Origin of the sequence: Nonomuraea sp. NPDC050540, from assembly GCF_044457485.1 — a bacterium.
Lineage (GTDB): Bacteria > Actinomycetota > Actinomycetes > Streptosporangiales > Streptosporangiaceae > Nonomuraea.
The window spans coordinates 859,991-885,482 of record NZ_JBITHA010000002.1 but is presented as its reverse complement, the minus strand read 5'-3'; the positions used below and the strand labels follow the sequence as shown (position 1 = coordinate 885,482).

25 protein-coding genes are annotated in these 25,492 nt (G+C 69.4%); 9 read left to right on the top strand and 16 right to left on the bottom strand.

Translation table 11 applies throughout. The annotated features are described in order from the left end of the window. Positions 1-91: 91 nt before the first annotated feature. The 4 genes from ACIBI5_RS10370 to ACIBI5_RS10355 form a co-directional block, all read right to left on the bottom strand. Positions 92-1,090, bottom strand: coding sequence for a DUF1702 family protein (locus ACIBI5_RS10370; RefSeq protein ID WP_397245271.1), 999 nt, complete (start codon positions 1,088-1,090; stop codon positions 92-94). A gap of 147 nt (positions 1,091-1,237) precedes the next feature. Further along, positions 1,238-2,257: a prenyltransferase gene (locus ACIBI5_RS10365; RefSeq protein ID WP_397245269.1), complete on the bottom strand. Its 1,020-nt coding sequence runs from the start codon at positions 2,255-2,257 to the stop codon at positions 1,238-1,240. A gap of 2 nt (positions 2,258-2,259) precedes the next feature. Then, a complete protein-coding gene (locus ACIBI5_RS10360; protein ID WP_397245267.1) occupies positions 2,260-2,970 on the bottom strand; it encodes a class I SAM-dependent methyltransferase in 711 nt (236 codons plus the stop codon). A 1-nt stretch (position 2,971) separates the two neighbouring features. Next, entirely contained in the window at positions 2,972-4,216 is a 1,245-nt protein-coding gene (locus tag ACIBI5_RS10355) for a glycosyltransferase family 4 protein (protein WP_397245265.1), read from the bottom strand. Positions 4,217-4,464: 248 nt separating this feature from the next. Here ACIBI5_RS10355 and ACIBI5_RS10350 point away from each other — a divergent pair, with 248 nt between their 5' ends. Continuing rightward, a complete protein-coding gene (locus ACIBI5_RS10350; protein WP_397245263.1) occupies positions 4,465-5,490 on the top strand; it encodes a GDP-mannose 4,6-dehydratase in 1,026 nt (341 codons plus the stop codon). A gap of 570 nt (positions 5,491-6,060) precedes the next feature. Here the strand turns inward: ACIBI5_RS10350 and ACIBI5_RS10345 are convergent. The 3 genes from ACIBI5_RS10345 to ACIBI5_RS10335 form a co-directional block, all read right to left on the bottom strand. Further along, positions 6,061-6,357, bottom strand: a complete 297-nt coding sequence (locus ACIBI5_RS10345; protein ID WP_397245261.1) for a DUF5615 family PIN-like protein — start codon at positions 6,355-6,357, stop codon at positions 6,061-6,063. 295 nt (positions 6,358-6,652) lie between these two features. Beyond that, a complete protein-coding gene (locus ACIBI5_RS10340; RefSeq protein WP_397245259.1) occupies positions 6,653-7,489 on the bottom strand; it encodes a DUF559 domain-containing protein in 837 nt (278 codons plus the stop codon). Positions 7,490-7,671: 182 nt separating this feature from the next. Then, positions 7,672-8,856, bottom strand: a complete 1,185-nt coding sequence (locus ACIBI5_RS10335) for a cytochrome P450 (RefSeq protein ID WP_397245257.1) — start codon at positions 8,854-8,856, stop codon at positions 7,672-7,674. A gap of 354 nt (positions 8,857-9,210) precedes the next feature. On the opposite strand from ACIBI5_RS10335, the gene ACIBI5_RS10330 reads away from it, so the two are divergent. The 8 genes from ACIBI5_RS10330 to ACIBI5_RS10295 are packed head-to-tail and all read left to right on the top strand — an operon-like array spanning position 9,211 to position 16,840. Then, on the top strand, positions 9,211-10,056 hold the full coding sequence (locus ACIBI5_RS10330) for a fumarylacetoacetate hydrolase family protein (RefSeq protein ID WP_397245255.1): 846 nt from the start codon (positions 9,211-9,213) through the stop codon (positions 10,054-10,056). Further along, a complete protein-coding gene (locus ACIBI5_RS10325; protein WP_397245253.1) occupies positions 10,053-11,348 on the top strand; it encodes an L-fuconate dehydratase in 1,296 nt (431 codons plus the stop codon). The genes ACIBI5_RS10330 and ACIBI5_RS10325 overlap by 4 nt, the downstream gene beginning before the upstream one ends. Further along, a complete protein-coding gene (locus tag ACIBI5_RS10320) occupies positions 11,345-12,079 on the top strand; it encodes an SDR family oxidoreductase (RefSeq protein WP_312896761.1) in 735 nt (244 codons plus the stop codon). Before ACIBI5_RS10325 ends, ACIBI5_RS10320 begins: the two co-directional genes overlap by 4 nt. A gap of 37 nt (positions 12,080-12,116) precedes the next feature. After that, positions 12,117-13,148: a sugar ABC transporter substrate-binding protein gene (locus ACIBI5_RS10315; protein ID WP_397245251.1), complete on the top strand. Its 1,032-nt coding sequence runs from the start codon at positions 12,117-12,119 to the stop codon at positions 13,146-13,148. Continuing rightward, entirely contained in the window at positions 13,148-14,623 is a 1,476-nt protein-coding gene (locus tag ACIBI5_RS10310; protein WP_397245249.1) for a sugar ABC transporter ATP-binding protein, read from the top strand. Before ACIBI5_RS10315 ends, ACIBI5_RS10310 begins: the two co-directional genes overlap by 1 nt. Beyond that, positions 14,620-15,636: an ABC transporter permease gene (locus ACIBI5_RS10305; RefSeq protein ID WP_397245247.1), complete on the top strand. Its 1,017-nt coding sequence runs from the start codon at positions 14,620-14,622 to the stop codon at positions 15,634-15,636. Before ACIBI5_RS10310 ends, ACIBI5_RS10305 begins: the two co-directional genes overlap by 4 nt. Next, complete coding sequence (locus tag ACIBI5_RS10300) at positions 15,636-15,941, top strand: L-rhamnose mutarotase (protein WP_397245245.1); 306 nt, start codon at positions 15,636-15,638, stop codon at positions 15,939-15,941. The genes ACIBI5_RS10305 and ACIBI5_RS10300 overlap by 1 nt, the downstream gene beginning before the upstream one ends. Continuing rightward, positions 15,938-16,840, top strand: a complete 903-nt coding sequence (locus tag ACIBI5_RS10295; protein ID WP_397245243.1) for an aldo/keto reductase — start codon at positions 15,938-15,940, stop codon at positions 16,838-16,840. Before ACIBI5_RS10300 ends, ACIBI5_RS10295 begins: the two co-directional genes overlap by 4 nt. Here the strand turns inward: ACIBI5_RS10295 and ACIBI5_RS10290 are convergent. From ACIBI5_RS10290 to ACIBI5_RS10250, 9 genes are all read right to left on the bottom strand, one after another. After that, positions 16,826-17,260 (bottom strand): GNAT family N-acetyltransferase, encoded by a 435-nt coding sequence (locus ACIBI5_RS10290; protein ID WP_397245241.1) that lies wholly within the window; start codon positions 17,258-17,260, stop codon positions 16,826-16,828. The genes ACIBI5_RS10295 and ACIBI5_RS10290 overlap by 15 nt on opposite strands. Positions 17,261-17,276: 16 nt before the next feature. Next, a complete protein-coding gene (locus ACIBI5_RS10285) occupies positions 17,277-18,224 on the bottom strand; it encodes a DNA polymerase ligase N-terminal domain-containing protein (RefSeq protein WP_397245239.1) in 948 nt (315 codons plus the stop codon). A 36-nt stretch (positions 18,225-18,260) separates the two neighbouring features. Next, complete coding sequence (locus ACIBI5_RS10280; protein ID WP_397245237.1) at positions 18,261-18,935, bottom strand: FadR/GntR family transcriptional regulator; 675 nt, start codon at positions 18,933-18,935, stop codon at positions 18,261-18,263. A 25-nt stretch (positions 18,936-18,960) separates the two neighbouring features. Further along, on the bottom strand, positions 18,961-19,911 hold the full coding sequence (locus tag ACIBI5_RS10275) for an MBL fold metallo-hydrolase (RefSeq protein WP_397245235.1): 951 nt from the start codon (positions 19,909-19,911) through the stop codon (positions 18,961-18,963). 152 nt (positions 19,912-20,063) lie between these two features. After that, a complete protein-coding gene (locus tag ACIBI5_RS10270) occupies positions 20,064-21,179 on the bottom strand; it encodes a steroid 3-ketoacyl-CoA thiolase (protein ID WP_397245233.1) in 1,116 nt (371 codons plus the stop codon). A 282-nt stretch (positions 21,180-21,461) separates the two neighbouring features. Beyond that, entirely contained in the window at positions 21,462-22,433 is a 972-nt protein-coding gene (locus tag ACIBI5_RS10265) for a sigma-70 family RNA polymerase sigma factor (RefSeq protein WP_397245231.1), read from the bottom strand. 239 nt (positions 22,434-22,672) lie between these two features. Next, positions 22,673-23,605: an NADP-dependent oxidoreductase gene (locus ACIBI5_RS10260; RefSeq protein WP_397245298.1), complete on the bottom strand. Its 933-nt coding sequence runs from the start codon at positions 23,603-23,605 to the stop codon at positions 22,673-22,675. A gap of 267 nt (positions 23,606-23,872) precedes the next feature. Continuing rightward, positions 23,873-24,388 (bottom strand): TetR/AcrR family transcriptional regulator, encoded by a 516-nt coding sequence (locus ACIBI5_RS10255; protein WP_397245229.1) that lies wholly within the window; start codon positions 24,386-24,388, stop codon positions 23,873-23,875. A 344-nt stretch (positions 24,389-24,732) separates the two neighbouring features. Beyond that, positions 24,733-25,296: a TetR family transcriptional regulator gene (locus ACIBI5_RS10250; protein ID WP_379612114.1), complete on the bottom strand. Its 564-nt coding sequence runs from the start codon at positions 25,294-25,296 to the stop codon at positions 24,733-24,735. Positions 25,297-25,492: the final 196 nt, after the last annotated feature.

Below are 25,492 nucleotides of genomic sequence, written 5' to 3'. Positions count from 1 at the left end.
CGGCCGAAGCCGACAGATCCCGTTGAAGACCCGAAGTCAGTCAGTCGGTGGGTCAGACCTCGGCGGGAGGTGCTCACCTACATCATCTCTGTCAGCCGGTGCGGTGGCGGCGGGCCCACGCGCGGCGGGTCTGGGCGCGCCAGGTCAGGAAGTCGTCGTGCGTGTGCGGGTCGTGGCCGAGGGAGACGAGGGCGGCGTCGGTCCAGGCACCCGCCTCCTCGGCCGGGGCGCCGGTGAGGATAGGGGCGGCCTCGGCGGCGTGAGCGGGCAGGCTGCCGGCGGTGAGCCAGGCGGCGCAGGCGAAGGCGGCGCCCTGAGCCACGTGCTGGCGGAAGCCGTCGGCGCCGGCGTACACGGCGAGCCGGTCGAGTTCGTCGGGGTCCGCGCCGCCGGTGTACACGGCCGCGAAGGCCACGCCGCTCCACAGATCCGCCCGGCGGGCTGCCGGGTAGGCGTGGATGTGCGCGGTGAGGTCGTCGGGCGCGGCGCAGTCGTGGTACCAGAGGAGCCGCCCGAGGCCCTGGTCGAAGATGGCGCAGTGCGCGCGTACGGCCAGCTCCGGCATGGCCCGCTCGCCCACCATGAGGTCGGCCTTGGACATGCTGCGCTGGAATCCGTAGCCGTCGATGGCCAGCCAGCGCAGCAGCGGATGGGCCCGCCGCATGCCCCACGTGGGCGGCAGGCGCAGCAACGCGTGTGCGCGGCCCGCGCCCAGGTGGGCGGCATGCGGGTGAAGCTGGGCGGGGCCGGCAAGTAGCTCGTTCAGGCGCCGGCCCCGAGTCATGGTGATCAGATCGAGCATGGTCGCGGCCGCCGCCGCGCCCTCCCAGGCGAACGGCTGCCGCTCCTGCGGTACCCGCCCGACCTTGTGGATCTCCCGGGCGATGACCGCGTTGTAGCCGTACACATAGGTTTCCTCGGCCGCCGTGAGCACTCCCGGGGCCGCTCCCGCCCTGAGCCGGAACCGTCGCCGCCCCAAGTCAGACTCGACCGGATCTTTCTCCAGGAACCTCCACAGGCCACGCGCTGGGGCCAGTGTCTGTTCAATCGTGACCTGATCCAAGAACGATGTTGTGCCCGTGTCGCCCACGCTTCCCCCGAAGACGCCTCGTACGGCCACTCACGAAGCTAGTGAGCCCATTGCGGCATTCCCCGCCGCCGCTCCGCCTCCCGGGGCAAAGAACCGGCAAAACCGATTGCGCTCATCGGCGGCTTCGCCGTACGGGAGAAAGGTGTCCTAACCCGAGGAAAGCGTGCAGTCGCAGGTGTGTGAGGCGGGGGCGTGGATGTCGCGGAAGATGCCGGAACCGCCGCTGAGGCCGGACAGGGCGTCGGCGGCGAGGATGGTGGCGGCGGCGGTGTAGCCGCTGCGCTCGTGGGGGAAGTGCTTGCGGTTGACGAACTGCCAGCCGGTCCAGTACGAGCCGTCGTCGTGGCGCAGGTGCTGCATGTCGGTGAAGAGGCGGACGGCGCGCTCGCGCAGGCCCAGGGCGTCGAGGGCGAGCACGAGTTCGCAGGTTTCCGCGCCCGTCACCCACGGCTGGTCGGAGACGCAGCGGATGCCGAGGCCCGGCACCACGAACGTGGACCATTCGCGGTCGATCAGCTCGAAGGCGGGGCGGCCGCGGACGGCGCCGCCGAGGACCGGGTAGTACCAGTCCATGGAGAAGCGGCTTTTGTCGGTGAACGCCTCCGGATGGAAGGCGAGCACGTGGGCGAGGCGGTCGGCGGCCAGCTCCCAGTGGGGTTGCGGGTCGCCGAGGTGGTCGGCGAGCAGGACACCACAGCGCAGCCCCTGGTGGATCGAGGAGCAGCCGGTCAGCAGCGCGTAGGTGGAGGCGCGGCCCTGGGCGTCACGCTCCCAGACGATCTCGCCGCGCGCGGTCTGGAGGCCCACCACGTAGTCGAGCGCGCGCTTGACCATCGGCCAGAGGGGGCTGGGGTCCTTGCCGGTGACCAGGTAGTTGTGCCAGGCGCCGACGGCCACGTACGCCGCGTGGTTGGACTCGCCGCCGCGCTCGACCGCCACGCCGTCCTGGATCTTCATCGCCCAGGAGCCGTCGGGGCGCTGGTGGCGCATCAGCCAGTCGTAGCCGCGCTCCACGGGCTCCGACAGGCCGGCGACGGCCATCGCCATCAGGCATTCGACGTGGTTCCACGCGTCGACGTGTCCTTCCGGCCAGGGCACGCCGCCGTCGTCCTGCTGGATGGCGGCGATGCTCCGGGCGGTCTGGACGGTCTGCTCCCAGCTGATCACGCTCAGGGCTTCCGCACGTAGAGGACGACGCTCTTGCCGATCAGCGGGTTGAGCAGGGCCTCGGCGACGCGGGTGGCCGCGGGGCGCTTCATGATGTCCCATACGAGCAGCTCGTGGTAGGCCTTCGCGAGGGGGTGCTCGTCGTTGTTGACGCCGACGGCGCACTTGATCCACCAGTACGGCGCGTGCAGCCCGTGGGCATGATGATGGGGCCCGATCTCGAACCCGGTGGACTTCAGCTTGGCGCTCAGCTCGGCCAGGGTGTAGATCCGGACATGTCCGCCGGGGGCCGTGTGGTAGTCCTCATCCAGCGCCCAGCAGATCCGCTCGGGCAGGAAGCTCGGCACTGTGATGGCCGCCGTGCCGCCCGGCTTGAGCACCCGGAAGATCTCCGCCATCGCGCTCATGTCGTCCGGGATGTGCTCCAGCACCTCGGCCGCGATCACCCGGTCGAAGCTGCCCTCCTCGAACGGCATGTCCAGCGCGGTGCCCTGCACGGTCTCGCCGCCGGCGCCGACCGGCACCTCGCCGGCCTTGTCCATCGCCACGAACATGGCGGCCACGTTGTCCAGTTCGGCCTGGTCCATGTCGAAGGCGACCACGTCGGCGCCCCTGCGCAGCACCTCGAAGGCGTGCCGGCCGCCGCCGCAGCCGAGATCGAGAACCCGCACTCCGGGGCCGACGGGCAGCTTGGCGAAGTCGACGGTCAGCAAGTCAGCGTGCTCCTCTGTTCTGGATGGCCTCTCGGTAGGCCTCGACGGTCCGCTTGGCGACCACGTGCCACGTGTAGCGCTCCATGACGCGGTCGTAGCCGCGCCTGCCCACCGCCTCGCGCTCCTCGGGGGAGTCGTGCAGGCGGCGCAGCACCGAGGCCAGCTCCTCCGGGTCACCGGGCGCCACCTGGATGGCCGCGTCACCCACGACCTCGGGCAATGCTCCGGTACGGCTGGCCACCAGCGGCGTCGCGCAGGCCATGTGCTCCACGGCGGGCAGCGAGAAGCCCTCGTACAGCGAGGGGACGACGGAGATCTCCGAGGTGGCGATCAGCTCGCCCAGCTCGTCGTCGGAGATGCCGTGCACGAACGTGACGCGGTCCTGGAGGCTGAGCTCCTGCACGAGTTGCTCGGTGGGTCCGCCGGGCGTGGGCTTGCTGACGACGGTCAGGGTGACGTCGCGTTCGGTCGCCAGCTTGGCCACGGCTCTGAGCAGGGTGGACACGCCCTTCATGGGCGAGTCGGCGCTGGCGACGGCGACGATCGAACCCTTCTTACGGGGTTTCTCGGGCCTCGGGTGGAAATATCGGGTGTCGACGCCGAGGGGGATCAGGCGCATGTTGGCCTGCGGGACGTTGAAGTCGCGGTGGATGTCGGCCAGGCTCGACTCGCTCACCGTCAGGATCGGGCTCAGTCGCGGTGCGACCTTGGCCTGCATCTTCACGAACCCGTACCAGCGGCGCATGCTCAGCTTCTTGCCGCCCTTGGCCGCCTCCAGCTCGATGCGGCGATCCACGCTGATCGGGTGGTGGATGGTGCCGACGACCGGGAAGAGCTTCTGGATGCCGAGCAGGCCGTACCCGAGCGTCTGGTTGTCCTGGACGACGTCGAAGTCGCCGACGCGCTTCTTCAGCTCGCGGTAGGCGCGCAACGTGAAGGTCAGCGGTTCGGGGAAGCCCGCGGTCCACATGGTCCCGACTTCGAGCCAGTCGATCCAGTCGCGGTATTCGTTCAGTTTGGGGGTCCGGAACGGGTCTTCGTCGCGGTAGAGGTCGAGGCTCGGGACCTTGTTGAGGATCACACCCTCATCGAGCTCGGGGTACGGCTGGCCGGAGAAGACCTCGACATGGTGTCCGAGGGCGACGAGTTCGCGGCTCAGGTGCCGAAGGTAGACACCTTGACCGCCACAGGTCGGCTTGCTGCGGTAGGACAACAGCGCGATCCGCAGCGTGTCATTCACGGACACCCCTTTCTCCGCCGGTAGACACCTGAGACGGGCGTGTACCGTGAAAGATGACCTTAGTTGGAAAAGGCTACCATTCGGTAGGTCATCTGGAATTGTTCCTACCCCGGCTCGCAGCCCTCGCGAACTGCGACGTTGGCGTGACCGAACGTAGTTCGGTGGAACCTGTTCTAGCTGGCTTGGTGCTGTTCGAGACGCGTAGCTGTACATTCCCGTCCCAACGGACGTGGTTGCGATAGTTGGAGGACCCGTTGGCCAGGCGCGCTCTGATCACCGGCATCACCGGCCAAGACGGTTCCTATCTGGCGGAGCACCTGCTCGCCCAGGGGTACGAGGTCTGGGGTCTGGCCCGAGGGCAGGCCAACCCGCGGGTGTCGCGCATGCGTAAGCTCCTCGCGGACGTTCAGGTGGTGCGGGGGGATCTGCTCGACCAGGGATCGCTGATCTCGGCGGTGGAACGCGTTCAGCCGGACGAGGTCTACAACCTGGGCGCCATCTCCTTCGTCCCCATGTCCTGGGAACAGGCCGAGCTGACCGCCGAGGTCACCGGTATGGGCGTGCTGCGCATGCTGGAGGCCATCCGCGTGTGTTCAGGTGTTTCCCGAGGTTCGGGCACCCGCTCCGGGCAGATGCGCTTCTATCAGGCTTCGTCCTCCGAAATGTTCGGCCAGGTCACCGAGACGCCCCAGAACGAGCGCACCGGCTTCCACCCCCGCTCGCCGTACGGCGTGGCCAAGGCCTACGGGCACTTCCTCACCCAGAACTACCGCGAGTCCTACGGCATGTACGCCGTCTCCGGCATCCTGTTCAACCACGAGTCCCCGCGCCGGGGCGCCGAGTTCGTCACCAGAAAGGTCACCCTGGGGGTGGCCCGCATCAAACTGGGCCTGGCCTCCGAGCTGCGGCTGGGCAACCTGGAAGCCCGGCGCGACTGGGGCTTCGCCGGCGACTACGTCCGCGCCATGCACCTCATGCTCCAGGCCGCCGCCCCCGAGGACTACGTGATCGGCACCGGTCGGATGAAGTCGGTACGCGACCTGGTCGAAGCCGCCTTCACCGCCGCCGGCCTGGACTGGGAGCAGTACGTCATCCGCGACCAGACCCTCCACCGCCCCGCCGAGGTGGACCTGCTGTGCGCCGACCCCAAGAAGGCCCGGGTACAGCTCGGCTGGGAACCCACCGTCTCCTTCGACGACCTGGTCGCCATGATGGTCGAATCCGACATCCGCCTCCTGTCCAACGGCGGCGACCCCGACCAGGACTCCTCCTGGCCGTAACCAACGGGCCTCCCTTGCGGTCGGGCTGCCTTCTGGAGCCCGCCCGTTGCCCGGTTGGGTGGCTGGGCAGTTGGATCCCGCCAAGGTCAGTGGTGCTCCCCTTCGCTTCGCGCGTGCTTCCAGTCGGGCGGGCGCCCGACCCCGTGTCGGTCCTCGCTGCGCTCGGGCTCATTGATCGTGCGCCCTCGGCGCGGTGGCTGGCGCGCTTGCAGGGGTGTTCGCGCAGATGGGGACGCGGAGTGCGCAAGCAGGGTGGCGGGCTGCATCACATGATCAAAACTTCGGGACCGCCTTCCGGCATGTGTCATCGTCCGGACTCAGGCCCGCAGCGGACGGCTCTAACGCAGGCGATCAGGAATGGCACGAAGAAGTGACAGAGCTGGAAGCGCCACTGATTGACCCGACGGCCGGCCTGCTCTCCCCGGTTGACGCGTACGCGCTCACAGGTCCCGGTTGAGAGGAGATCATCTGTGTGCGGCGCATGTTCACCGAAGAGATCGCCGAGCACGGAGGGCTACCCACGGAAAGGCCAACCAACAAGTGGCCCCGCAAGGGGTGACTGAGATCCAGTCACCTGGCCTGGAGTCCGAGCGGCAGAATCGCCCCGCGTATCGGCTTGTCAGGGGAGACGGTGAACACCGTGTTGCCGTGCTTGTCGATCGCCTCACCGATGGCAGGCAGGTTGGGGATGACTATCTCCGCCACCTGCTTGCTGGTGAGGGTGCGGAAATCCCGCAGGATGATCACAGAAGGGCAGGTGGCTCGCGACTCCGCCAAGCACTTGGTCAACCGCTTGTCCGACGTCCCCAGCACCCGGCCTTCCGCGCAGCACCACGCGAAGATCTCTTCATCGCCCCATCTGGCCATGCCAGCGCGCGAGCTACGCGACGCAGGCGCACTGTCAAGCGCCCGAGTGAAGCGAGGACCATTGACCAGGGCGGGCTCCAACGGACCAACCACCCAGCCGGGCAACGAGTGGGGCCCCAGAAGAACGCCCGACCGGAGGGCGGACCCTCAGCTCGACTGGAGAAGCGCCTGACATCCCGAACGCGCGAAGCGCGCCCATGTGAAAGACCTTGCCTGTGGAGGTCCGGGGCGTCGGGGTTTGCAGTGGTGGTGGAGGCGCGTGGTCACGGTCTGAGGCGGAAGCGGGGGTGGGGCATCACGGTTTCCGGCGGAGGCGGGGGCGGGGGCCGCTGGGGTGGCGGCGGGCCTTGCGGATATGGGACAGGATGCGGGTGGTCTCGTCGGGGTGCGGGCGCCAGCCGCGTTCGATGAGGGAGTTGGCCACCTGCTCCAGGAGATCGCCCATGCGGGCGGGGACCACGTCGCGGCGGACGGGGATGATGTGCCAGCCCAGGGATTCCAAGCTTGCTCGGCGGGTTGTGTCTCTGGTGCGCTCCTCGGGGGATGAGTGGTGGTCGCGGCCGTCGTATTCGACTGCCAGGTGGTAGTCGGGCCAGCCGAGGTCCAGGTAGGCGTGGCGGTTGGGGAGGATCACGTGGATCTGGGTGGTGGGGCGGGGGAGGCCGGCCTCCAGGAAGGCCACTCTTAGGCGGCTTTCTCTTGGGGAGGCGGCGCCGCTGTCGGCCATGCTTAGGGTGTGCAGGAGGTGGGTGAAGGCGGTCGCCCGCGTGCGGAGGTCGGCGATCCTCACGCCTCGTCTCAGGAACTGGTCGACGATGGTGATGCCGTCGATTCTGGGGAGGGTTCGGGCGCAGTCCAGGGCGGTGCGTTCGAGGGTGGTCAGGCGGATTCCCTTGTGCGTGGTGGTGTCGGTTGGCGGGAGCGACAGCTCGTACGACTGACAGCCGGGGATGTCCATGTGGATCGGGATGGCCAGCTCTACCGGCCAGTCCTCCTCGCGGGCGCCGTCGGGCATGGCGCGCAGGCCCCAGACGTGCGCGGCCGTGCGGCGGCAGGCCACTGCTCTCGGGACCAGCTGGGTGAGCAGGCGGGTGCGGTCGAGGAGAGAACCCGTGGTGAGGGTGTCGGTCACGGGTTCAGGGTGGCTTGTGGGGGCCGGGTGGGGTGGGGGCGAACGGGGTTCTGGGGATGGGGAGCGGGTTTCCACAGCTTCCGCGGGGCGGGGGTGGAGCACCTGCGAGGGGGCGCCTCGGCGTGGTGGAGAGGGCTTTCCTGATCGCGCTGGGAATGGCCGGTCGGGGCGAACGAGGGAATCTAGTCGAGCCGTACGGGGAGTTCCTTGATGCCGTTGATGAAGTTCGAGCGCAACCGCCGCACCTCCCCCGTCTGCCGCAGCCGTGGGAACCGCACCGCCAGCTGCTCGAACAGCACCCGAAGCTCCAGCTTCGCCAGATGGTTCCCCAGGCAGAAGTGCGCCCCGCCGCCCCCGAACCCGATGTGCGGATTGGGGTCGCGCCCGATGTCGAAGGAATGGGGCTGTGCGAAGGCTGAAGAGTCCCGGTTGGCCGACGAATAGAACACGACCACCTTGTCGTCCTCGCGGATCTGCTGCCCCGACAACAGCACGTCCGCGGTGGCCGTGCGGCGGAAGAGGTTCACGGGCGAGACCCAGCGCACGATCTCGTCGGACGCGGTGCGGGACAGCGTGGGGTCGGCCACCAGGCGGGACCACTGTTCAGGGTGGTCGAAGAGGGCGAGCATGCCGCCGGACGCCGCGTTGCGGGTGGTCTCGTTCCCGGCCACCACCAGCAGCAGCACGAACAGGTCGAACTCGTTCTCGTCGAGCGTCTCGCCGTTCTCGTCGGGCTGGATGAGCTTGGTGACGATGTCGTTGCGCGGTGCGCCGCGGCGCTGGGCGGCGAGCTGGTTGGCGTAGGCGTAGACCTCCATGGCCGCCGCGCCGCCCTCGTCGGGGGAGGCGGCGTAGTCGGGGTCCTGGGCGCCGATCATCTTGTTGGACCAGGTGAACACCTTGTCCCGATCGGCCACCGGCGCGCCGAGCAGTTCGCAGATCACGTACAGGGGCAGGGGCGCGGCGATCTCGGTGACGAAGTCGACCTCGCCGGAGCACTTGTCGAGGAGGTCGTCGCAGATGTCGCGGATGTGGGGTTCGAGGGCGTTCATGGTGCGCGGGGTGAACCCCCGGTTGACCAGCGAACGGCGCCGCGTGTGCTCGGGCGGGTCCTGGTTGAGCATCATCAGGCGCTGCATGGCCCGCTGCTCTTCCGGCATCTCGTTGAACAGCGCCAGCCGCCGCGAGGAGGAGAACAACTCGGAGTGCCGCGAGACGTGCACGACGTCGTCGTACCGGGTGACCGCCCAGAAGCCGGGTTCGCCGGGATGCCAGTGAACGGGATCATGTTCGCGCAGCCACCGAAGCTGCTCGTGTGGCGGCCCAGAATCGGCGTACCGGTCCTGGTCAACGAGGTCAATGAGCACCCGCTCCACCCCTTTGATCTAGCGCTTGGTCAGTCACCGCACTGAAACGTGTTCTATTACGCGACGCCCGCCACGTCAACCCACCCTCATGGGGTACGGCCCGCCGTAACGCCCGGCAAGGTAGGAGGTCTGCCCCGACCCGGAGAACGGGCCACCTCCGATGTTTTCAGGTGCGTCAGGGGCGCCTGTGGCACAAGTGGCGCACCGTGCACGGCAGTGCAACCGGTTGCACCCAGATGTGAGAAATCCCGAGGTCACGGATCGGATGTATACCCAGTCCCCGACTTGACAGCTCCCCACCCTGGTACGAGCATCATAGGTCGAGACATCCGATGTATAACTGAGGGATGCGGTGTGAAGCTGCTGCGAGTTGGACCTGTCGGCCAGGAGCGCCCGGTGGTGATGGACGCCGCCGGTGACCTGCGCGACATAGGAGAGCCCGAGATCGACGGGGCTTTCTTCGCTTCCGGGGGAGTGGCGCGCGTCCGCGACGCGCTGGACGGCGGCCGGCTGCCGTTGTTCGAGGGGAAGGGCCTGCGGATCGGGGCGCCCGTCGCCCGGCCCGGGAAGGTCGTCTGCATCGGGCTGAACTACCGTGACCACGCCGCCGAGTCCGGCGCCCAGGAACCGGAGGAGCCGGTCGTCTTCATGAAGGCGGCCAACACCGTGGTCGGCCCCGACGACGAGGTGCTGGTGCCGCGCGGGTCCGTCAAGACCGACTGGGAGGTCGAGCTCGCCGTCGTCATCGGTAAGACGGCGCGCTACCTGGACGGCCGCGAGGCCGCGCTCGACGTGATCGCCGGTTACGCGATCTCCAATGACGTGTCCGAGCGGGAGTTCCAGCTGGAGCGCGGCGGTCAGTGGGACAAGGGCAAGTCATGTGAGACGTTCAACCCGCTCGGCCCCTGGCTGGTCACCGCCGACGAGGTGGGCGACCCGCAGAACCTGGCCATGCGCCTGTGGATCAACGGCGAGTCGCGCCAGGACGGCAACACCAAGAACATGATCTTCGACGTGGCGGAGGTCGTGCGGTACCTGAGCCAGTTCATGGTGCTGGAGGCGGGTGACGTGGTCAACACGGGTACTCCTGCCGGTGTGGCGCTGGGCATGGCCGGCCAGCCTTACCTGCGGGCCGGTGACGTCATGGAGCTGGAGATCGCCGGTCTCGGCCGCCAGCGCCAGAGGGTGGGCCAGGCATGACGGCGGCGCCGTACCGGATCGTGGAGATGGAGACCCACGACATCCGCTTCCCGACCTCGCGGGAGCTGGATGGGTCTGACGCGATGAATCCGGACCCGGACTATTCAGCTGCTTATGTGGTGCTCAAGACCGATGACGGGTTCGAGGGGCACGGGTTCGCGTTCACGATCGGGCGGGGCAACGACGTGCAGACGGCGGCCATCGGCGCGCTGAAGCCGTACGTGATCGGCCGGGACGCCGAGGATCTCGGGACTCTGTACAAGGAGCTGGTCAACGACTCGCAGCTGCGGTGGCTGGGGCCCGAGAAGGGCGTCATGCACATGGCGATCTCCGCCGTCGTCAACGCGCTGTGGGACCTCAAGGCCAAGAGGTACGGCAAGCCGCTCTGGCGACTGTTGTCCGAGATGTCCCCCGAGGAGATCGTGGACCTGGTCGACTTCCGCTACCTGAGCGACGCCCTCACCCCGGACGAAGCCCTCCAGATCCTGAAGAAGGCGGAGCCCACCCGTGCGGCCCACGCCGCCAAGCTGCAGGCCGACGGCTACCCCGCCTACACCACCTCGCCCGGCTGGCTCGGCTACGACGACGACAAGCTCCGCCGCCTCTGCAAGGAGGCGCTCGACCAGGGCTTCAAGCAGATCAAGCTCAAGGTCGGCGCCGACCTCGAAGACGACATCCGCCGTTTCCGCACCGCCCGCGAGGTCTGCGGCCCCGACTTCCCCATCGCCATCGACGCCAACCAGCGCTGGGACGTCGCCTCGGCCATCGCGTGGGTGAACGCGCTGCGCGAGTTCACGCCCCACTGGGTCGAGGAGCCCACCAGCCCCGACGACGTGCTCGGCCACGCGGCGATCGCGCAGGGCATCCGCCCGATCCCGGTCGCCACCGGCGAGCACGTGCAGAACCGCATCGTCTTCAAGCAGCTTCTGCAGGCCGGCGCCATCTCCTACCTGCAGCTCGACTCGGCCAGGGTCGGCGGCGTGAACGAGAACATCGCGATCCTGCTGCTCGCGGCCAAGTTCGGGGTGCCGGTCTGCCCGCACGCGGGCGGCGTGGGGCTGTGTGAGCTGGTGCAGCACCTGGCGATGTTCGACTACGTCGCGGTGAGCGGCTCGCTGGACGGCCGGGTCATCGAGTACGTCGACCACCTTCACGAGCACTTCGCCGACCCCGTCGTGATCGAGAACGGCAACTACGTGGCGCCGTCCATGCCGGGATTCAGCGCGGAGATGCACCCCGAGTCGATCGCCGCCCACGTCTACCCGGGCGGCGAAGTATGGAGAGACCAGTGAGCCTCAAGGCCATCGTCACCGGCGGCGGCTCCGGCATCGGCCTGGCCGCGGCGACCGCGCTGGCCGCGAAGGGGATGACCGTCGCCTGCCTGGACGTCAATCCGCCCGGCGAGCCCTTTATCGGGATAAAGGCGGATGTGACGGATGATGCCCAGGTACGCGCGGCCATCGCCGAAGCGGCCGACCGGCTCGGCGGCATCGACGTCCTGATCAACAACGCCGGAATCGGGGCCCAGGGCACCATCGAGGACAACCCCGACGAGGAGTGGCGGAAGGTCTTCGACGTCAACGTCTTCGGCATGGTCAGGGTGGCCAGGGCGGCGCTGCCGTACCTCAGAAGGAGCGAACACGCCGCGATCGTCAACACGTGCTCGATCGCGGCCACCGCGGGCCTGCCCAACCGCGCGCTCTACAGCGCCACCAAGGGCGCGGTCATGTCGCTGACGCTGGCGATGGCCGCCGACCACGTCCGCGAGGGCATCCGCGTCAACTGCGTCAACCCGGGCACCGCGGACACACCCTGGGTGGCCAGGCTGCTCGACGCCGCCGACGACCCGGAAGCCGAGCGCCGGGCGCTCAACGCCAGGCAGCCGATGGGCCGCCTGGTCAGCGCCGAGGAGGTCGCCGCGGCCATCGCCTACCTGGCCGGTCCCGAGGCCGCCGCGACGACGGGCACGGTGCTCGCGGTCGACGGCGGCATGCACGGATTGAGGTTGCGCCCGGCCACCTAGCCAAGGAACACCCCCCAACGAACAGGACCTCTGGCACATGAAGATCGGATCCGTGGTCGCCTCGGCGGCTCTTCTCACGATCGTTACGGCCTGCGGCTCGACCGGCGGCAGCGGCGCCCCGGCCGCGGGCGGAGCCGGCGGCAAGGTCGGCATCGACCACCCCCGGGCCGACTCCGACTTCTGGAACTCCTACATGAAGTACGTCGACCAGATGGCCACCGAGCTCAAGGTCGACAAGCTGAACCCGACCAACTCCCAGAACGACGTCTCCAAGCTGGTCAGCAACGTCCAGGCGCTGACCGGCCAGGGCGCCAAGGCGATCGTGATGGCGCCGCAGGACACCGGCGCCATCGCCACCACGCTTCAGCAGCTGGAGAACAAGAAGATCCCGGTCGTCTCCGTGGACACCCGCCCCGACAAGGGCAAGGTCTTCATGGTGGTACGCGCCGACAACCGCGCGTACGGTACCAAGGCCTGCGAGTTCCTGGGTGAGAAGCTGGGCGGCAAGGGCAAGGTCGTCCAGCTCCAGGGCGCCCTCGGCTCGATCAACGGCCGCGACCGCTCCGAGGCGTTCGCGGAGTGCATGAAGAGCGAGTTCCCCGGCATCACGGTCTTCAGCGAGCCGACGGAGTGGGAGGGCAGCAAGGCCGCGTCCATGCTCCAGACCCGTCTGGAGCAGAACCCCGACATCAAGGGCATCTACCTGCACGCGGGCGGCGTCCACCTGGCCCCGACGCTGCAGGTGCTGAAGACCAAGGGCCTGCTCGTCCCGCCGGACGACGCCAAGCACGTCTTCGTCGTCTCCAACGACGGCATCCCGCAGGAGTTCGAGGCGATCCGCAAGGGCGACATCGACGCGACGGTCTCGCAGCCGGCCGACCTCTATGCCAAGTACGCGCTGTTCTACGCCAAGGCGGCGACCGAGGGCAAGACGTTCAAGGCGGGTCCGACCGACCACGACAGCACGATCATCGAGCTGCCGAACGGCCTGGAGGACCAGCTTCCCGCCCCGCTTGTCACCAAGGAGAACGTGGATGACCAGAAGCTTTGGGGTAACCAGGTCAAGTAATGAGATTTCACGTTGAAGCCCGAAATATCACGAAGCGTTTCGGACCCACGACCGCGCTGAACAACGCGGGCATCGAGATCGCCCCAGGCCAGACCCACGCGCTCGTCGGCAGGAACGGCGCGGGCAAGTCCACGCTCGTGTCGATCCTGACCGGCCTCCAGCGCCCCGACACGGGCGAGGTGCTGTTCGCCGGAGAGGCCGCCCCCGCTCTCGCCGACCGGGACGCCTGGCGGCGGCGGGTGGCCTGCGTCTACCAGAAGTCCACGATCATCCCCGCCCTGACGGTCGCGGAGAACCTCTTCCTCAACCGCCAGGGCCGCTACGTCAAGTGGCGCGAGCTGCGCTCCAAGGCCCGCGACCTGCTGGCCACCTACGAGGTGGACGTGGACGCGGAGGCGCTGGCCGGAGACCTCGGCGTCGAGCAGCGCCAGCTCGTGGAGATCGCCCGCGCGCTGTCGTTCGGGGCCACGTTCATCATCCTCGACGAGCCCACCGCCCGCCTGGACGGCCCGGCCATCGAGCGGCTGTTCACCCGCATGCGGACGCTGCGCGAGCAGGGCGTGACGATGATGTACATCTCCCACCACCTCGACGAGGTCTACGAGATCTGCCAGAGCGTCACCGTCTTCCGCGACGCCCGGCACATCGTGACCAGGCCGGTCGCCGGCCTCCCGCACGACGAACTGGTCTCGGCGATGACCGGAGAGGCCGCGGCCGCCGCCCACCGGACCAGGCTGCGCGCGGCCGGCGACCTGGTGGTCCTGGAGGCGACGGGCCTGTCCCTGCGCGGGCGCTACGAAGGCGTCGGCCTGAGCGTGCGCGCGGGCGAGGTGGTCGGCCTGGCCGGCTCGGCGAGCAGTGGCAAGATCGGCCTGGCCGAGACGCTGGCCGGGCTGCGTAAGCCCGACGCCGGCCGGATCACGGTCAACGGCAGGCGGCCCAAACCCGGCGACGTGCCCGCGTTCCTGGCCGCCGGGCTCGGATTCGTGCCGGAGGACCGGCACCACGAAGGGTTCGTCCCCCTGCTGTCAGTGGGCGAGAACAGCACCATGCCGGTCATGCGCAGGCTGGGCAGGTTCGGCATGGTCTCGCCGGGGCGGCGCCGTACCCGGGCGAAGCAGATGATCAGGGATCTCGACATCAAGACCGGCGGGCCCGAGCAGCCCGTCGCCGAGCTGTCGGGCGGGAACGCGCAGAAGGTCGTCTTCGCCCGCGCGCTCGTGGACGACCCCACCGCGCTGGTCGTCATGAACCCCACCGCGGGGGTCGACGTGAAGTCCAAGCAGGCGCTGCTGGGCGCGGTCGAGGACGCGGTCGAGCAGGGCGCGGGGGCGGTGTTGGTCTCCGACGAGCTCGCCGACCTGCGGATCTGCGACCGGGTGCTGGTGATGTTCCACGGCAGGATCGTCAAGGACGTGCCGCGCGGCTGGACCGACCACGAGCTCGTGGCCGTCATGGAAGGCATCCAACAGTGAGCGTCAAACCCTTCTACAAGCCGGACGTGAAGCCGGGCGCCCGCGGGCCGGTGCTGCGGCTGACCCGCTTCCGCGACCTGACCCTCGTGCCGGTGATCGTGCTCCTGCTCGTGGTGGGCGCGTTCACCGACCCGGTCTTCCTGACCGGCGGCAACATCAGCAACATCCTGCAGCAGCAGGCCTCGATCTCGCTGCTGGTGCTGGCCGAGGCGATGATCCTGATCGCCGGGAAGTTCGACCTGTCGCTGGAGTCGACGGTCGGCACCGCGCCGGCGATCGCGGTGATGCTGGTCATCCCCGCGACGGCGGGCGGATTCGGGCTCGGGCTGCCGGGCGCGCTGGTGATCCCGCTGGCGTTGCTCGTGGGCGCGGCGATCGGGGCGTTCAACGGGTTCCTGATCATCAGGTTCCAGCTGTCGGCGTTCATCGTCACGCTGGCCATGCTGATCATCGTGCACGGCCTGCTGCTCGGCCCGACCGAGGGCAAGACGCTCTTCCAACTGCCCGACTCCATCCTCTACCTGGGCAGCGTCACCTGGCTGGGGCTGCCGGCGGCGATCTGGATCGCGGGGGTGCTGTTCGCCGCGGGCATCTTCGTCCTGGGCTACACCCGCGCCGGCCGCTCGCTGTACGCGATCGGCGGCAACGCCGACGCCGCGCGCGCCGCGGGCATCCGGGTGCACCGGGTCCTGTTCGGCGTGTTCGTCATCGGCGGCATGCTGGCGGCGCTGGCGGGCATCCTGGAGACGGGCCGCCTGGGCGCCATCGGCAGCAACATGGGCGTCGGCTGGATCTTCATGGTCTTCGCCGCCGCCGTCATCGGCGGCGTCAGCATGGACGGCGGCAAGGGCACGATCCTCGGCGCGCTCACCGGCGTGCTGGTGATCGGCCTGGTGCAGAACATCCTCACGCTGAAGGGCGTTTCCGGCTTCTGGCAGCCGGTCGTCTACGGCGCGATCATCCTCATCGCACTCATGATCAGCCGCATCGCCGGCGGAAAGGCTCAGGACTGATGGAACGGCTCGCGCTGCGCTCCCGGCTCAAACCCGGCGCCGAGCAGCTTTACGACCGCGAGCACGCGGCCATCCCGGCCGAGCTGGAGGCGGCGATGCGTGAGCACGGCGTGCGGTCCTGGCGCATCTGGCGCGAAGGACTGGACCTGTTCCACCTGGTCGAGGTCGAGGACTACGCCGCGTTCCAGGCGGCGATGAAGGACCATCCGGCCGACCGGGCCTGGCAGGCGAAGATGAACAGGCTGCTCGACGGCGATTTCGACAAGGACTCCGGCGGCCTGAGCCTGGTCTGGGAGATGACATGAAATTTCCTGATTTCGGGCTCGGTGGCGCGCCGCTCGGCAACCTGTTCACCGCCGTCACGGACGAGCAGGCCCGCGCCACGGTCGACGCCGCGTGGGAGGCGGGCGTGCGGCTGTTCGACACCGCGCCCCACTACGGCCTGGGCCTGTCCGAGCGCCGCCTCGGCGCCGCCCTGGCCGGACGCGACGGCTACGTGCTGTCGACCAAGGTCGGCCGCCGCCTGGTGCCCGCCGACCCGGTCAGGGACGACGAGGGCTTCGACGTCGTCGCCGCCGAGCGCCGCGTGTGGGACTTCTCGCGCGACGGCGTGCGCCGTTCCCTCGAGGAGTCCCTGGTACGGCTCGGCCTCGACCACGTGGACGTCGCCCTGATCCACGACCCCGACGCCCACGCCGGCCAGGCGCTGGCCGAGGCGTACCCGGCGCTGGAGGAACTGCGCGCCCAGGGCGTGGTCAAGGCCATCGGCCTCGGCATGAACCAGTGGCAGGTGCCCGCCAGGTTCGTCCGCGACACCGACATCGACGTGGTCATGCTGGCCGGCCGCTACACCCTGCTCGACCGCTCCGGCCTGCCGCTGCTGGAGGCCTGCGCGGCCAAGGGCGTCAAGGTGCTGGCGGCGGGCGTGTTCAACAGCGGCATGCTGGCCACCGACGAGCCCGGCGGCACGTTCGACTATCAGCCCGCCTCCGCGCCGCTCCTGGAGCGGGCCCGGCTGCTGGCCGAGGTCTGCCGGCGGCACGGCGTCACGCTGCCCCAGGCCGCGATGGCCTTCCCCGCGCGGCACCCGGCCGTCGCGACCGTCGTGCTCGGCGCCCGCTCGGCCGACGAGGTACGCCGCAACGCCGCCCTGTGGGCCGAGCCGGTGCCGGAGGAGCTGTGGGCGGAGCTAGAGCTCGTATGAGGTGATCCACAGGCCCGGGATCACCTCGGCGTCACCGGTGTGCGTGAACCCGAGGCGCTCGTACAGCGTGCGCGCCGGCGTGTTGTCCCGGCCGGTGGAGACGATCACCTTGCGGCCGCCGGCTCGGGCCAGCACCTCCTTGACCAGCGTGCGGCCGATGCCCTGCCGCAGCGCGCCGGGGTCAACTATCAGCCGGTTGATGTCGACCAAGACGTCGCTCTCCTCCCAGGCGACCGCGCCGGTCAGCGTTCCCTCGTCGTCGAAGGCGCCCAGCCAGGAGAGCGGTGCTTTCTCCAGGGCCGTCAGGTCCTCGTGGAGCGGGGGGATGCGGTCGTCGCCGATGATCTCGGCCTCGATGGCGTAGGCGGCGTGCTGGAGGTCGAGAAGCCGCTGGTCGGGCGCGATGCTGGTGAGGTGCACGTGCCGATTATGTCTGTTATGTGGGGATGAACGCCCACCATTTTGACTGGCCCGGTTCGTAGGGGGAGTCGAGGCGCTTGCCGACGATTCCCGGCAGGCCCTGCTCGCGGGCTGCCTGCTGTACGGGCTGGGCCTGGGCGGGCCAGGATGGGGCGGTCTGCCAGCGCGCGCCCGAGAGGTCCAGCGCGTCCAGGGCCGCGCGGCGTTCGGTGAACGGCCTGGCCACCAGCGAGTGGCCGTCGTCGTAGAGCAGATCGGTGCAGACCAGGATCTCCGTGCCGCCCAGCCGGACGATCTCGCCGTCGAGGACCGCGCTCCTGCTGCCGAACGCCTCGGCCATCGGGCGCAGCCAGGAGAACTCGCGGGCCAGGTCGGTGCGCCCGCCGTCCACGTGGACCAGCACGCGGCGGCCGCCCCAGGCGAACTCGAAGGCGTAGGCGTCCTGGTCGCGGGGGAGTTTGGCGCGTTTGACCGGCAGCATCGGCTCCAGCGGCGGCAGCGGGTCCACGGCGGGCGGGTCCATGCGGTGGATCATCCAGTTCTTGCCGTCGGTCCTGAACAGCACGTACCGGCCCTGGGCGCGCTCGCCGTGCAGCACCACCTTGACCTCGCGCTCCGACCATTTCTCCGTGTCGTAGGTGCCGGTGTCCCAGATCGTCATGCTGCCCGCGCCGTACTCGCCGGTGGGGATCTCGCCGTGGAACCCGAGGTACTCCATCGGGTGGTCCTCGGTGTGCACGGCCAGGTGGTTGACCCGCGGATCGGCCGGCAGCCCCTTCGGGACCGCCCAGGAGACGAGCACACCGTCGCGCTCCAGGCGCAGGTCCCAGTGCAGTGACCGCGCGTGGTGCTCCTGGATCACGAACGCGCGGTCGTCCCCCTGCTCGGGTTGGTGCGGGGGGATGGGCTCGGGGGTACGGCTGGCGTCCCGCTTACTCCGATATTTCGAGAGTTTGTCGGCCACGCACCGTACCTACCCGGCGCTCGTCCCCCCGATCCTTCAGTCGAGCGCCTTGCGCAGCCACGCCTCGACACCGGCCACGTGGACCGTGGCCCAGGAACGTGCCACATCCGGCTGGCGGGCGGCGATGGCGTCGTAGATGGCGGTGTGCTGCTCCATCGTCTTCTCCAGCGCCCCCTCCTGGGTGAGGCCGCGCCAGATGCGCGCGCGGTGCGTGGGGCCGGCCAGGCTCTCGATGAAGGAGCACAGCACGTTGTTGCCGGAACCGCGGGCGATGCGCTGGTGGAAGGTCAGGTCGTTGTCGACCAGCTCCTCGATCGTGGGGTCCTTGGGCAGCGAGCGGAGCACCTCGCCCAGTTCCTCGATGTCGGCGTCGCTCATCTGGACCGCGGCCATGGCTGTGGCGGCGGGTTCCAGGATGCGGCGTACCTCGAAGAACTGGATGACGGTGTCGTCGCGGTGCAGGTCGAGCACGAACGACATGGTGTCCAGCAGGAGCCGGGGCTCCAGGCTGGTGACGTAGGTGCCGTCGCCCTGCCGTACGTCCAGGACGTTGATGAGCGCCAGCGCGCGTACGGCCTCGCGCAGCGAGTTGCGGGACAGGCCCAGCCGTTCGGCGAGATCGGCCTCTTTGGGGAGCCGGTCGCCGGGGGCTAGCTCGCCCGAGAGGATCATCTGCTTGATCTTGTCGATCGCAGCGTCGGTGACCGCCACGCTTCTCTCCCTAGACATCGGATGTCTACGAGTCTAGAGCCTGGAAGCGTACGGGATCGACCCCGGACACGCGGCGGATCTCGCCGCGTGCCTCCAAGGTGCGAAGGTGGGCGGCGGCTTCTCCGGCCGCCAGTCCTCGGAGCATAGGGGACAGATCATCCCATGCTCGGTTCCACGTCATCATCGCGGCGATCTCCCAGATGGTCAGCGGCTCGCCGGTGCTGGTCAGCAGTGTGGCGAGCGTGTGGAGTCTCTCCTCGTGATGGTGGCGGATCTGGGCGGCGCGTGCCGCCACATCCGGAAATATCCACTCATGGGCGGGTAGGGCGGTTAGGGGTCCCTGCTCGGCCACCTTTTCCAGAGATTTCAGGAAATCGCCGAGTGGGTCCACGTCGACGCGGTCGTAGGGATAGATGCCGACGTGCGGGGTGATGTCCGGCAACACATGGTCGCCGGTGAACAGCCGGTCGTCCAGCCTTAGGCAGAGATGTCCAGGTGTGTGCCCCGGGGTGTGAATCGCTCGCAGTTCGCGGCCCGGCACGTCCACGAGGTCCCCGTCGCGCAGGGTCCGGTCCGGCTGCGCGGGCGGTACCGGCCGCTCGGCCGCCGGCACACTCACATCCAGTCCCTCGGCGCCGGCCCGCCGCAGCATCTCCGCCTGAAAATTCCGGTGCTCGTCGTCGGCCAGGCCCCGCATGAGCGTGACGATGGCCGCGTCCGCCTCGTGCATCGCGATCCACGCCCCGGACGTCTCCCGCACCCGCCCCGCCAGCCCCGCATGATCAGGATGGAAGTGCGTCACGACGACCCCGTACACGTCGGCCACATCGATCCCCAGCGCCGCGAACCCGCCGCTCAGCGCCTCCCAGGCGTCCGGATGATTCCACCCCGCGTCGATGAGCACCGGCCCACGCGGCGACTCGATCGCGTAGACCAGCGTGTAGCCGAGCGGATTGCCGGGAATCGGCACCGGCACACTCCACACCCCGCCACCCAGATCCTGCGGCTTCTGACTGCTGTACGGCTGCCGCCGCGTCTTCCCGCTTGGCTGGTCGTTTCGTGGTGTGGTGGCCGGAGGCCGGCCTTGGGGTCGGGTCTTTTCGTGAGGTTGGCCGTCGGGTCGGGGTGTCACGTGAGGCGCTCGAGAACGGTGGCCGTGGCCAGGGCGCCTCCGGCGCACATGCTGACCAGGGCGGTGGCCGAGTCGGAGCGTTCGAGTTCGTGCAGGGCCGTGGTGATCAGCCGGGCTCCTGTCGCACCGACCGGATGGCCCAGCGCGATGGCCCCGCCGTTGACGTTGACCCGGTCGAAGTCGGGCTCGTGCACGCTCGCCCAGGACAGGACGACCGCGGCGAACGCCTCGTTCACCTCGAACCTCTCGATGTCGCTCATCGCCATCCCCGTCCTGGCCAGTACCTTCGCCGTGGCGTCCACCGGCCCGTCCAGGTGATAGTACGGCTCCGCCCCGATCAGCGTCTGGGCCAGGATTCTGGCGCGGGGACGCAGGCCGTACCTCTGGGCGGCCTTCTCGCTCATCAGGAGCACGGCGGCGGCGCCGTCGGAGATCTGCGACGACGTGCCCGCGGTGTGCAGGGCGCCGGGCACGACCGGCTTCAGCTTGGCCAGGCCGTCGGCGGTGGTCTCGCGTAAGCCCTGGTCCTTGGTGACGCCGTGGACGGGCACGATCTCCCTGTCGAACCGGCCGTCGGCCCACGCCTTGGCCGCGAGTTGCTGAGACCGGGCGCCGAACCAGTCGAGCCGCTCCCTGGTCAGGCTCCGCCGGGCGGCGATCCGCTCGGCCGCGGTGAACTGATCGGGCAGATCGATCGACCAGTCGTCGGGACGCGGCCGCGCGGGCTGGACGTTGCTGCCCAGAGGCGCCCGGCTCATCACCTCGACCCCGCACGCCACGCCCACCTCGATGACGCCCGCCTGGATCAACGCCGCCACCAGGTGGACCGCCTGCTGCGAAGACCCGCACTGGGCGTCGATCGTGGTCACGCCGGTCTGGTGCGGCAGCCCCGCGTAGAGCCAGGAGTAGCGGCCCACGTGCCCGCCCTGCTCGCCCGCCTGGGTGACGCAGCCGGCGAAGACCTGCTCGACTGTGGCCGGGTCGACGCCCGACCTCTCGACGAGGCCGGTCAGGGCTGCGGCTAGAACTTGTTGCGGCTTGAGCTCGGCCAGCCAGCCGTTGCGCTTGCCGATGGGAGTCCTTACGGCTTCTACGATCACGGGTGTGCCCACAGCGCCTCCAGAACGATGCTCTAGAGGTGAATGTAACGCGTTCTAGTTTATGCTCGCAATGCACCCGGCCCCGCGATCAACCAGTCGCCCGCTCCTCCCAGTTCCCACACGCCTCAGTACCACCATCCGATCTTCTCGCAGACCCCTCCACCGGAGCCCGTTGGCCGACGGGCGTCCTTCACCCGCGGCGCCTACCACCGACCACTCCTTCGATCGTCGTGTCGCGGCGCGCGCCCAGCCGCCCCGTGCCCTGAGGGCGCTCGGGGCTGTCGGGTGGTGGGGTCAGGCGGGCAGGGTGGTGGGGAGGCCGAAGGTGTCGAAGAGCTTGAGGTCGAAGAACTGGCACACGTGGGTGACCCCGGCCGCCGACAGCGTGAGTACCGGAAGACCGAAGGGGTGGTAGAGCCCGTCCTCGCCCAGCAGATACATGCCGAACGCCGGTTGCCCGTTGGCTTGGCAGGGCACCAGCTTGAGGTCGCCCGCCTGCTTGGCCGGGCAGTGAGTGGCGATGAGCCGCCCGATGTTCTCCGCGCCCTGGTACCACCCGGGGAAGGGCGGCATCTCGAAGACCGCGTCCTCGGTGAACAGCTTGACGATCGCGTCCACGTCGTAGCTCTCGAAGGCCCGCATGTAGCGGTCGAGCAGCTCGCGTTGCTCCCGCTCGTCAGGCTCGCCCATCTGGTCCTCGGCCGGCGAGACCTCGGCCAGCTGCGCCCGCGCGCGCTGCAGGCTGCTGTTGACCGCGGCGGTGGACGTGTCGAGCAGGTCGGCCACCTCGGCCGCCCGCCACTGGAGCACGTCGCGCAGGATGAGCACCGCCCGCTGCCGAGCCGGCAGGTACTGCAGAGCCGCCACGAGGGCCAGCCGTATGCTCTCCCGCGAGGTGACCACGGTCGCCGGATCCCGCCCGTCCGCCCCGACCGCCTCGTCAGGGACGGGTTCGAGCCACTCCAGCTCCATCGTCTCGCCCAGCGGCCCGTCACCCCTGGCACTCGGCGCCCCGAGCCCGGTGGGCGTCGGCCGTCTGCCCTGCTTGTCGAGCGCGGTCAGGCAGCGCGTGGTGGCGATCTTGTAGAGCCAGGTGCGTACGGAGGAGCGGCCTTCGAACTTGTCGTAGGCCCGCCACGCCCGAACGTAGGTCTCCTGGACCGTGTCCTCGGCATCGTGAACCGAGCCGAGCATGCGATAGCAGTGTGCGAGCAGCTCCCGCCGCAAAGGGTCGGCCAGCTGAGCGAAGTCATCGCTGACTGTCATGTTCCCTGTCTAGCGGATGCGTGTGACAAAAATCTGTCAGCGCGGCGATGAGCCGTGGACGTGGCCGGGGTCTACACCTGTGGTCGCAGCGGATGGCGAGCCTTTCCAAGGTTTTCGATCCGCTGCCTCAGGACGGGGCGGGTCTGGGCTCGGGCTCGCCCTTCTGGCGCGTGCAGCGGCAGGAACGAGGGGCTCTGCCCTGCACGCGCCCTTCCACGCGCTCTGAGAGGTGTTGGGGCTCAGGGGGTGAGGATGATTTTGCCGGTGGTGTGGCCGGTTTCGCCGAGTTCGTGGGCCTTGGCGGCCTCTTCCAGAGGGAGGACTGCCGCGATTTCGGCCCGTAGGCGGCCCGCCGTGGCCAGGGCGGCGATGGCCTTCATGGCGCCGTGATCCGGTTCCACCAGCATCGCGGCGGTCCGGATGCCGCGTGCCGACGCCTCCTCGGCGAGGGCGGGGTCGAGCTTGGACAGGACCAAGGAGACGATCGTGCCGCCCTCGCGCAGGGTGCGCAGGGAGCGGGAGCCGTAGTCGCCGCCCATGGTGTCCAGGACCATGTCCACGTCCCGGACCACGTTGGCGAAGTCGGTGCTCCGGTAGTCGATGAGCTCGTCGGCCCCCAGGCGGCGGAGGAAGTCGTGCTTGGCGGCGCTGGCCGTACCGATGACGAAGGCGCCGCGCGCCTTGGCGATCTGCACGGCGAGGTGACCCACCCCGCCCGCCGCGGCGTGCACGAGCACCCGCTGGCCGCCCCGGACGCCCGCGGTGTCCACCAGCGCCTGCCACGCCGTGAGCGCCGCGAGTGGCAACGCGCCTGCCTGCACGTGGTCGATCTCAGAGGGTTTGCGGGCAAATGTACGGGCTGGCGCGGTCACATACTCGGCATAAGCGCCGTGTGCCTGCGGGTACCGGAGCATGCCGAACACTTCGTCACCCGGCTGGTACAGCGTGGTCCCCAGCCCAACCGCCTCGACCACGCCCGAGACATCCCAGCCCAGGGTGAAGGGCGGGGCGCCGATCAGCCCGCCGTTGGCGCGATGCTTCCAGTCGGTGGGGTTCACCCCGGCCGCCCGCACCCGCACCAGCACCTCGGTCGGCCCCGGCTCCGGCCTGGCGACCTCGGCCACCCTGAGCACGTCCGGACCACCGAGCACATCCTGCGTGACCGCCCGCATCATCATCCCGCCAGTCTCGCAGGTACGAACCTGCGTATCGTCGGCCGGTCCACAGCCCCACACCAACCGCCGGTGGTCCCTGACGGCGGCCCGCCAGCAGCCGGTGGTCCCCGACGGCGGCCCGCCAACAGTCGGTTGCCCCTGACTACGGCCCGCCCGCTGGCTCCGACCTGGTCTCGGCTGGCCAGCCGAGACCAGGCGGTGGGTGTCCTGTCGTGGGCGGGCCGTCTGGCGGGACCGGCTTTGCCGGTGGCCGGCTGTGCGCGGTCAGTCGCCGTCGGCCAGGAGGAGCCGGGCGCCGCGGAGGAGTTCGGCGCGGAGTTCGGCGTCGGGGACCGGCAGGGACAGGACCATCGGGTCGGCGACGGCGGCCAGGGCCTGGGCAGCGCGGATGTTGCGGCGGCGGGTCGGGTCGGGGCCCGCCAGGAGGGCGTTGGCCCGATCCATCCAGGTGACGACGCGGGTAGCCAGGTGTTCTTCCTCGGCGTAGACGGTGGTGTCGCGCAGGAGCAGCGTGAGCACGCGACGATGGCCGACCATCGTGTCCACGCATCGTTCCAGGAAGGTCTCGGGGTGTTCGACGGCGGCGTCGAGGTTGTCGAGGAAGGGATCCAGGAGCTGCTGGATGATCTCCGACTTGGAGCGGAAATAGTGGTAGAGGGTGGGTTTGGTCAGCCCAACCTGTTCGGCGATCTCGCGCATGGAGGTCGTCCGGTAGCCGCGTGCGGTGAACAGCTCCAGGGCTGCCGCCAGGATCCGTCCCTTGGTGTCACTCTGGATCACCAAGCCACCCTACCGCCCGGTCGGTCGTCTCCCACGCACGAGGACACCCCACCGGGTTTCCGGGGCCTCCCGGCAACTGCCGTTGTATGCCCACGTTCTTGGCCAGGCCTGCCACGGTGGCTGGTCAAAGGGGGCCGTTGCGGTGGGGACCACGTCCGACGTGAGAAGCGATCCCCACGATCGGCGCCCGCCCATGACGGCGGGTGGCGGTGGGGCGGCTTGCCGTAACGGAAAGGCGGCCGTGACGGAAGGCCGGCCGGGACGGAGAGGCAGCCGGGGAAGGGCGGCCTTGGCGGCCGCGCGGCGAGGACGGGGGGTTGTGGGGGAGCGGGCAGGGCGCCGGGTCAGAGGTCGGAGACCAGGCGGGCGGCGGCTATTTCGATGCGGCGTTGGATTTGGTCGTAGGTGCGGCGGCCGCGCAGCATTTCGAGGAGTTCGTGCACCCACACGCTTGACAGCGATCCCGCCAGCGCCAGCTGCTCCTCGCTCGCCTCGTCGCGGGTCAGCCCGCCGGCCGACACCCTCAGGATCAGGCCGGTCATACGGTCGCCGAACGGCGTCTCCACCTCGGCCATGATCAGCGACCGGATCAGCGCGTCGGCCAGTTCGGGTTCGCGCATGAGGCCGCGGGTGGCGCGCATCAGGACGTCGACCGCGCGGCCCGCGGGGGTGCCCGCGCTGGGCGGGCGGCGTTCGATGCTGTTTTCCAGCAGGTCGATCTCTTCGCCCACGACCGCCACGACGAGGTCCATCTTCGAGGGGAAGTAGCGGTACAGAGTCCCCAGGGCCACGCCGGCGCGTTCCGCGACGGTGCGCATCTGCATGGCCTCCACGCCGCCTCGGGAGGCGAGGGCGGCGGCGGCCTGGACGATGCGCTTGCGGCGCTGGTGCTGGCTGCGGGTGCGCACGCCGGACCCACCGGCGCTCGGAAGGGGGGCCTCGGGGTCGGGAGGTGGCGCTGCGACTGTCGCAGGCGGGGTGCGCATAAGAACACGTTATCTGATTTCTCCGTAACTCGGCTTGTTACTCGCGAGTCACAAAGAAGGGGCATAGCCGCATGTCCATCCGGTTATGAGGAAAAGTCGTGTTTCCTGAGCGGGAACG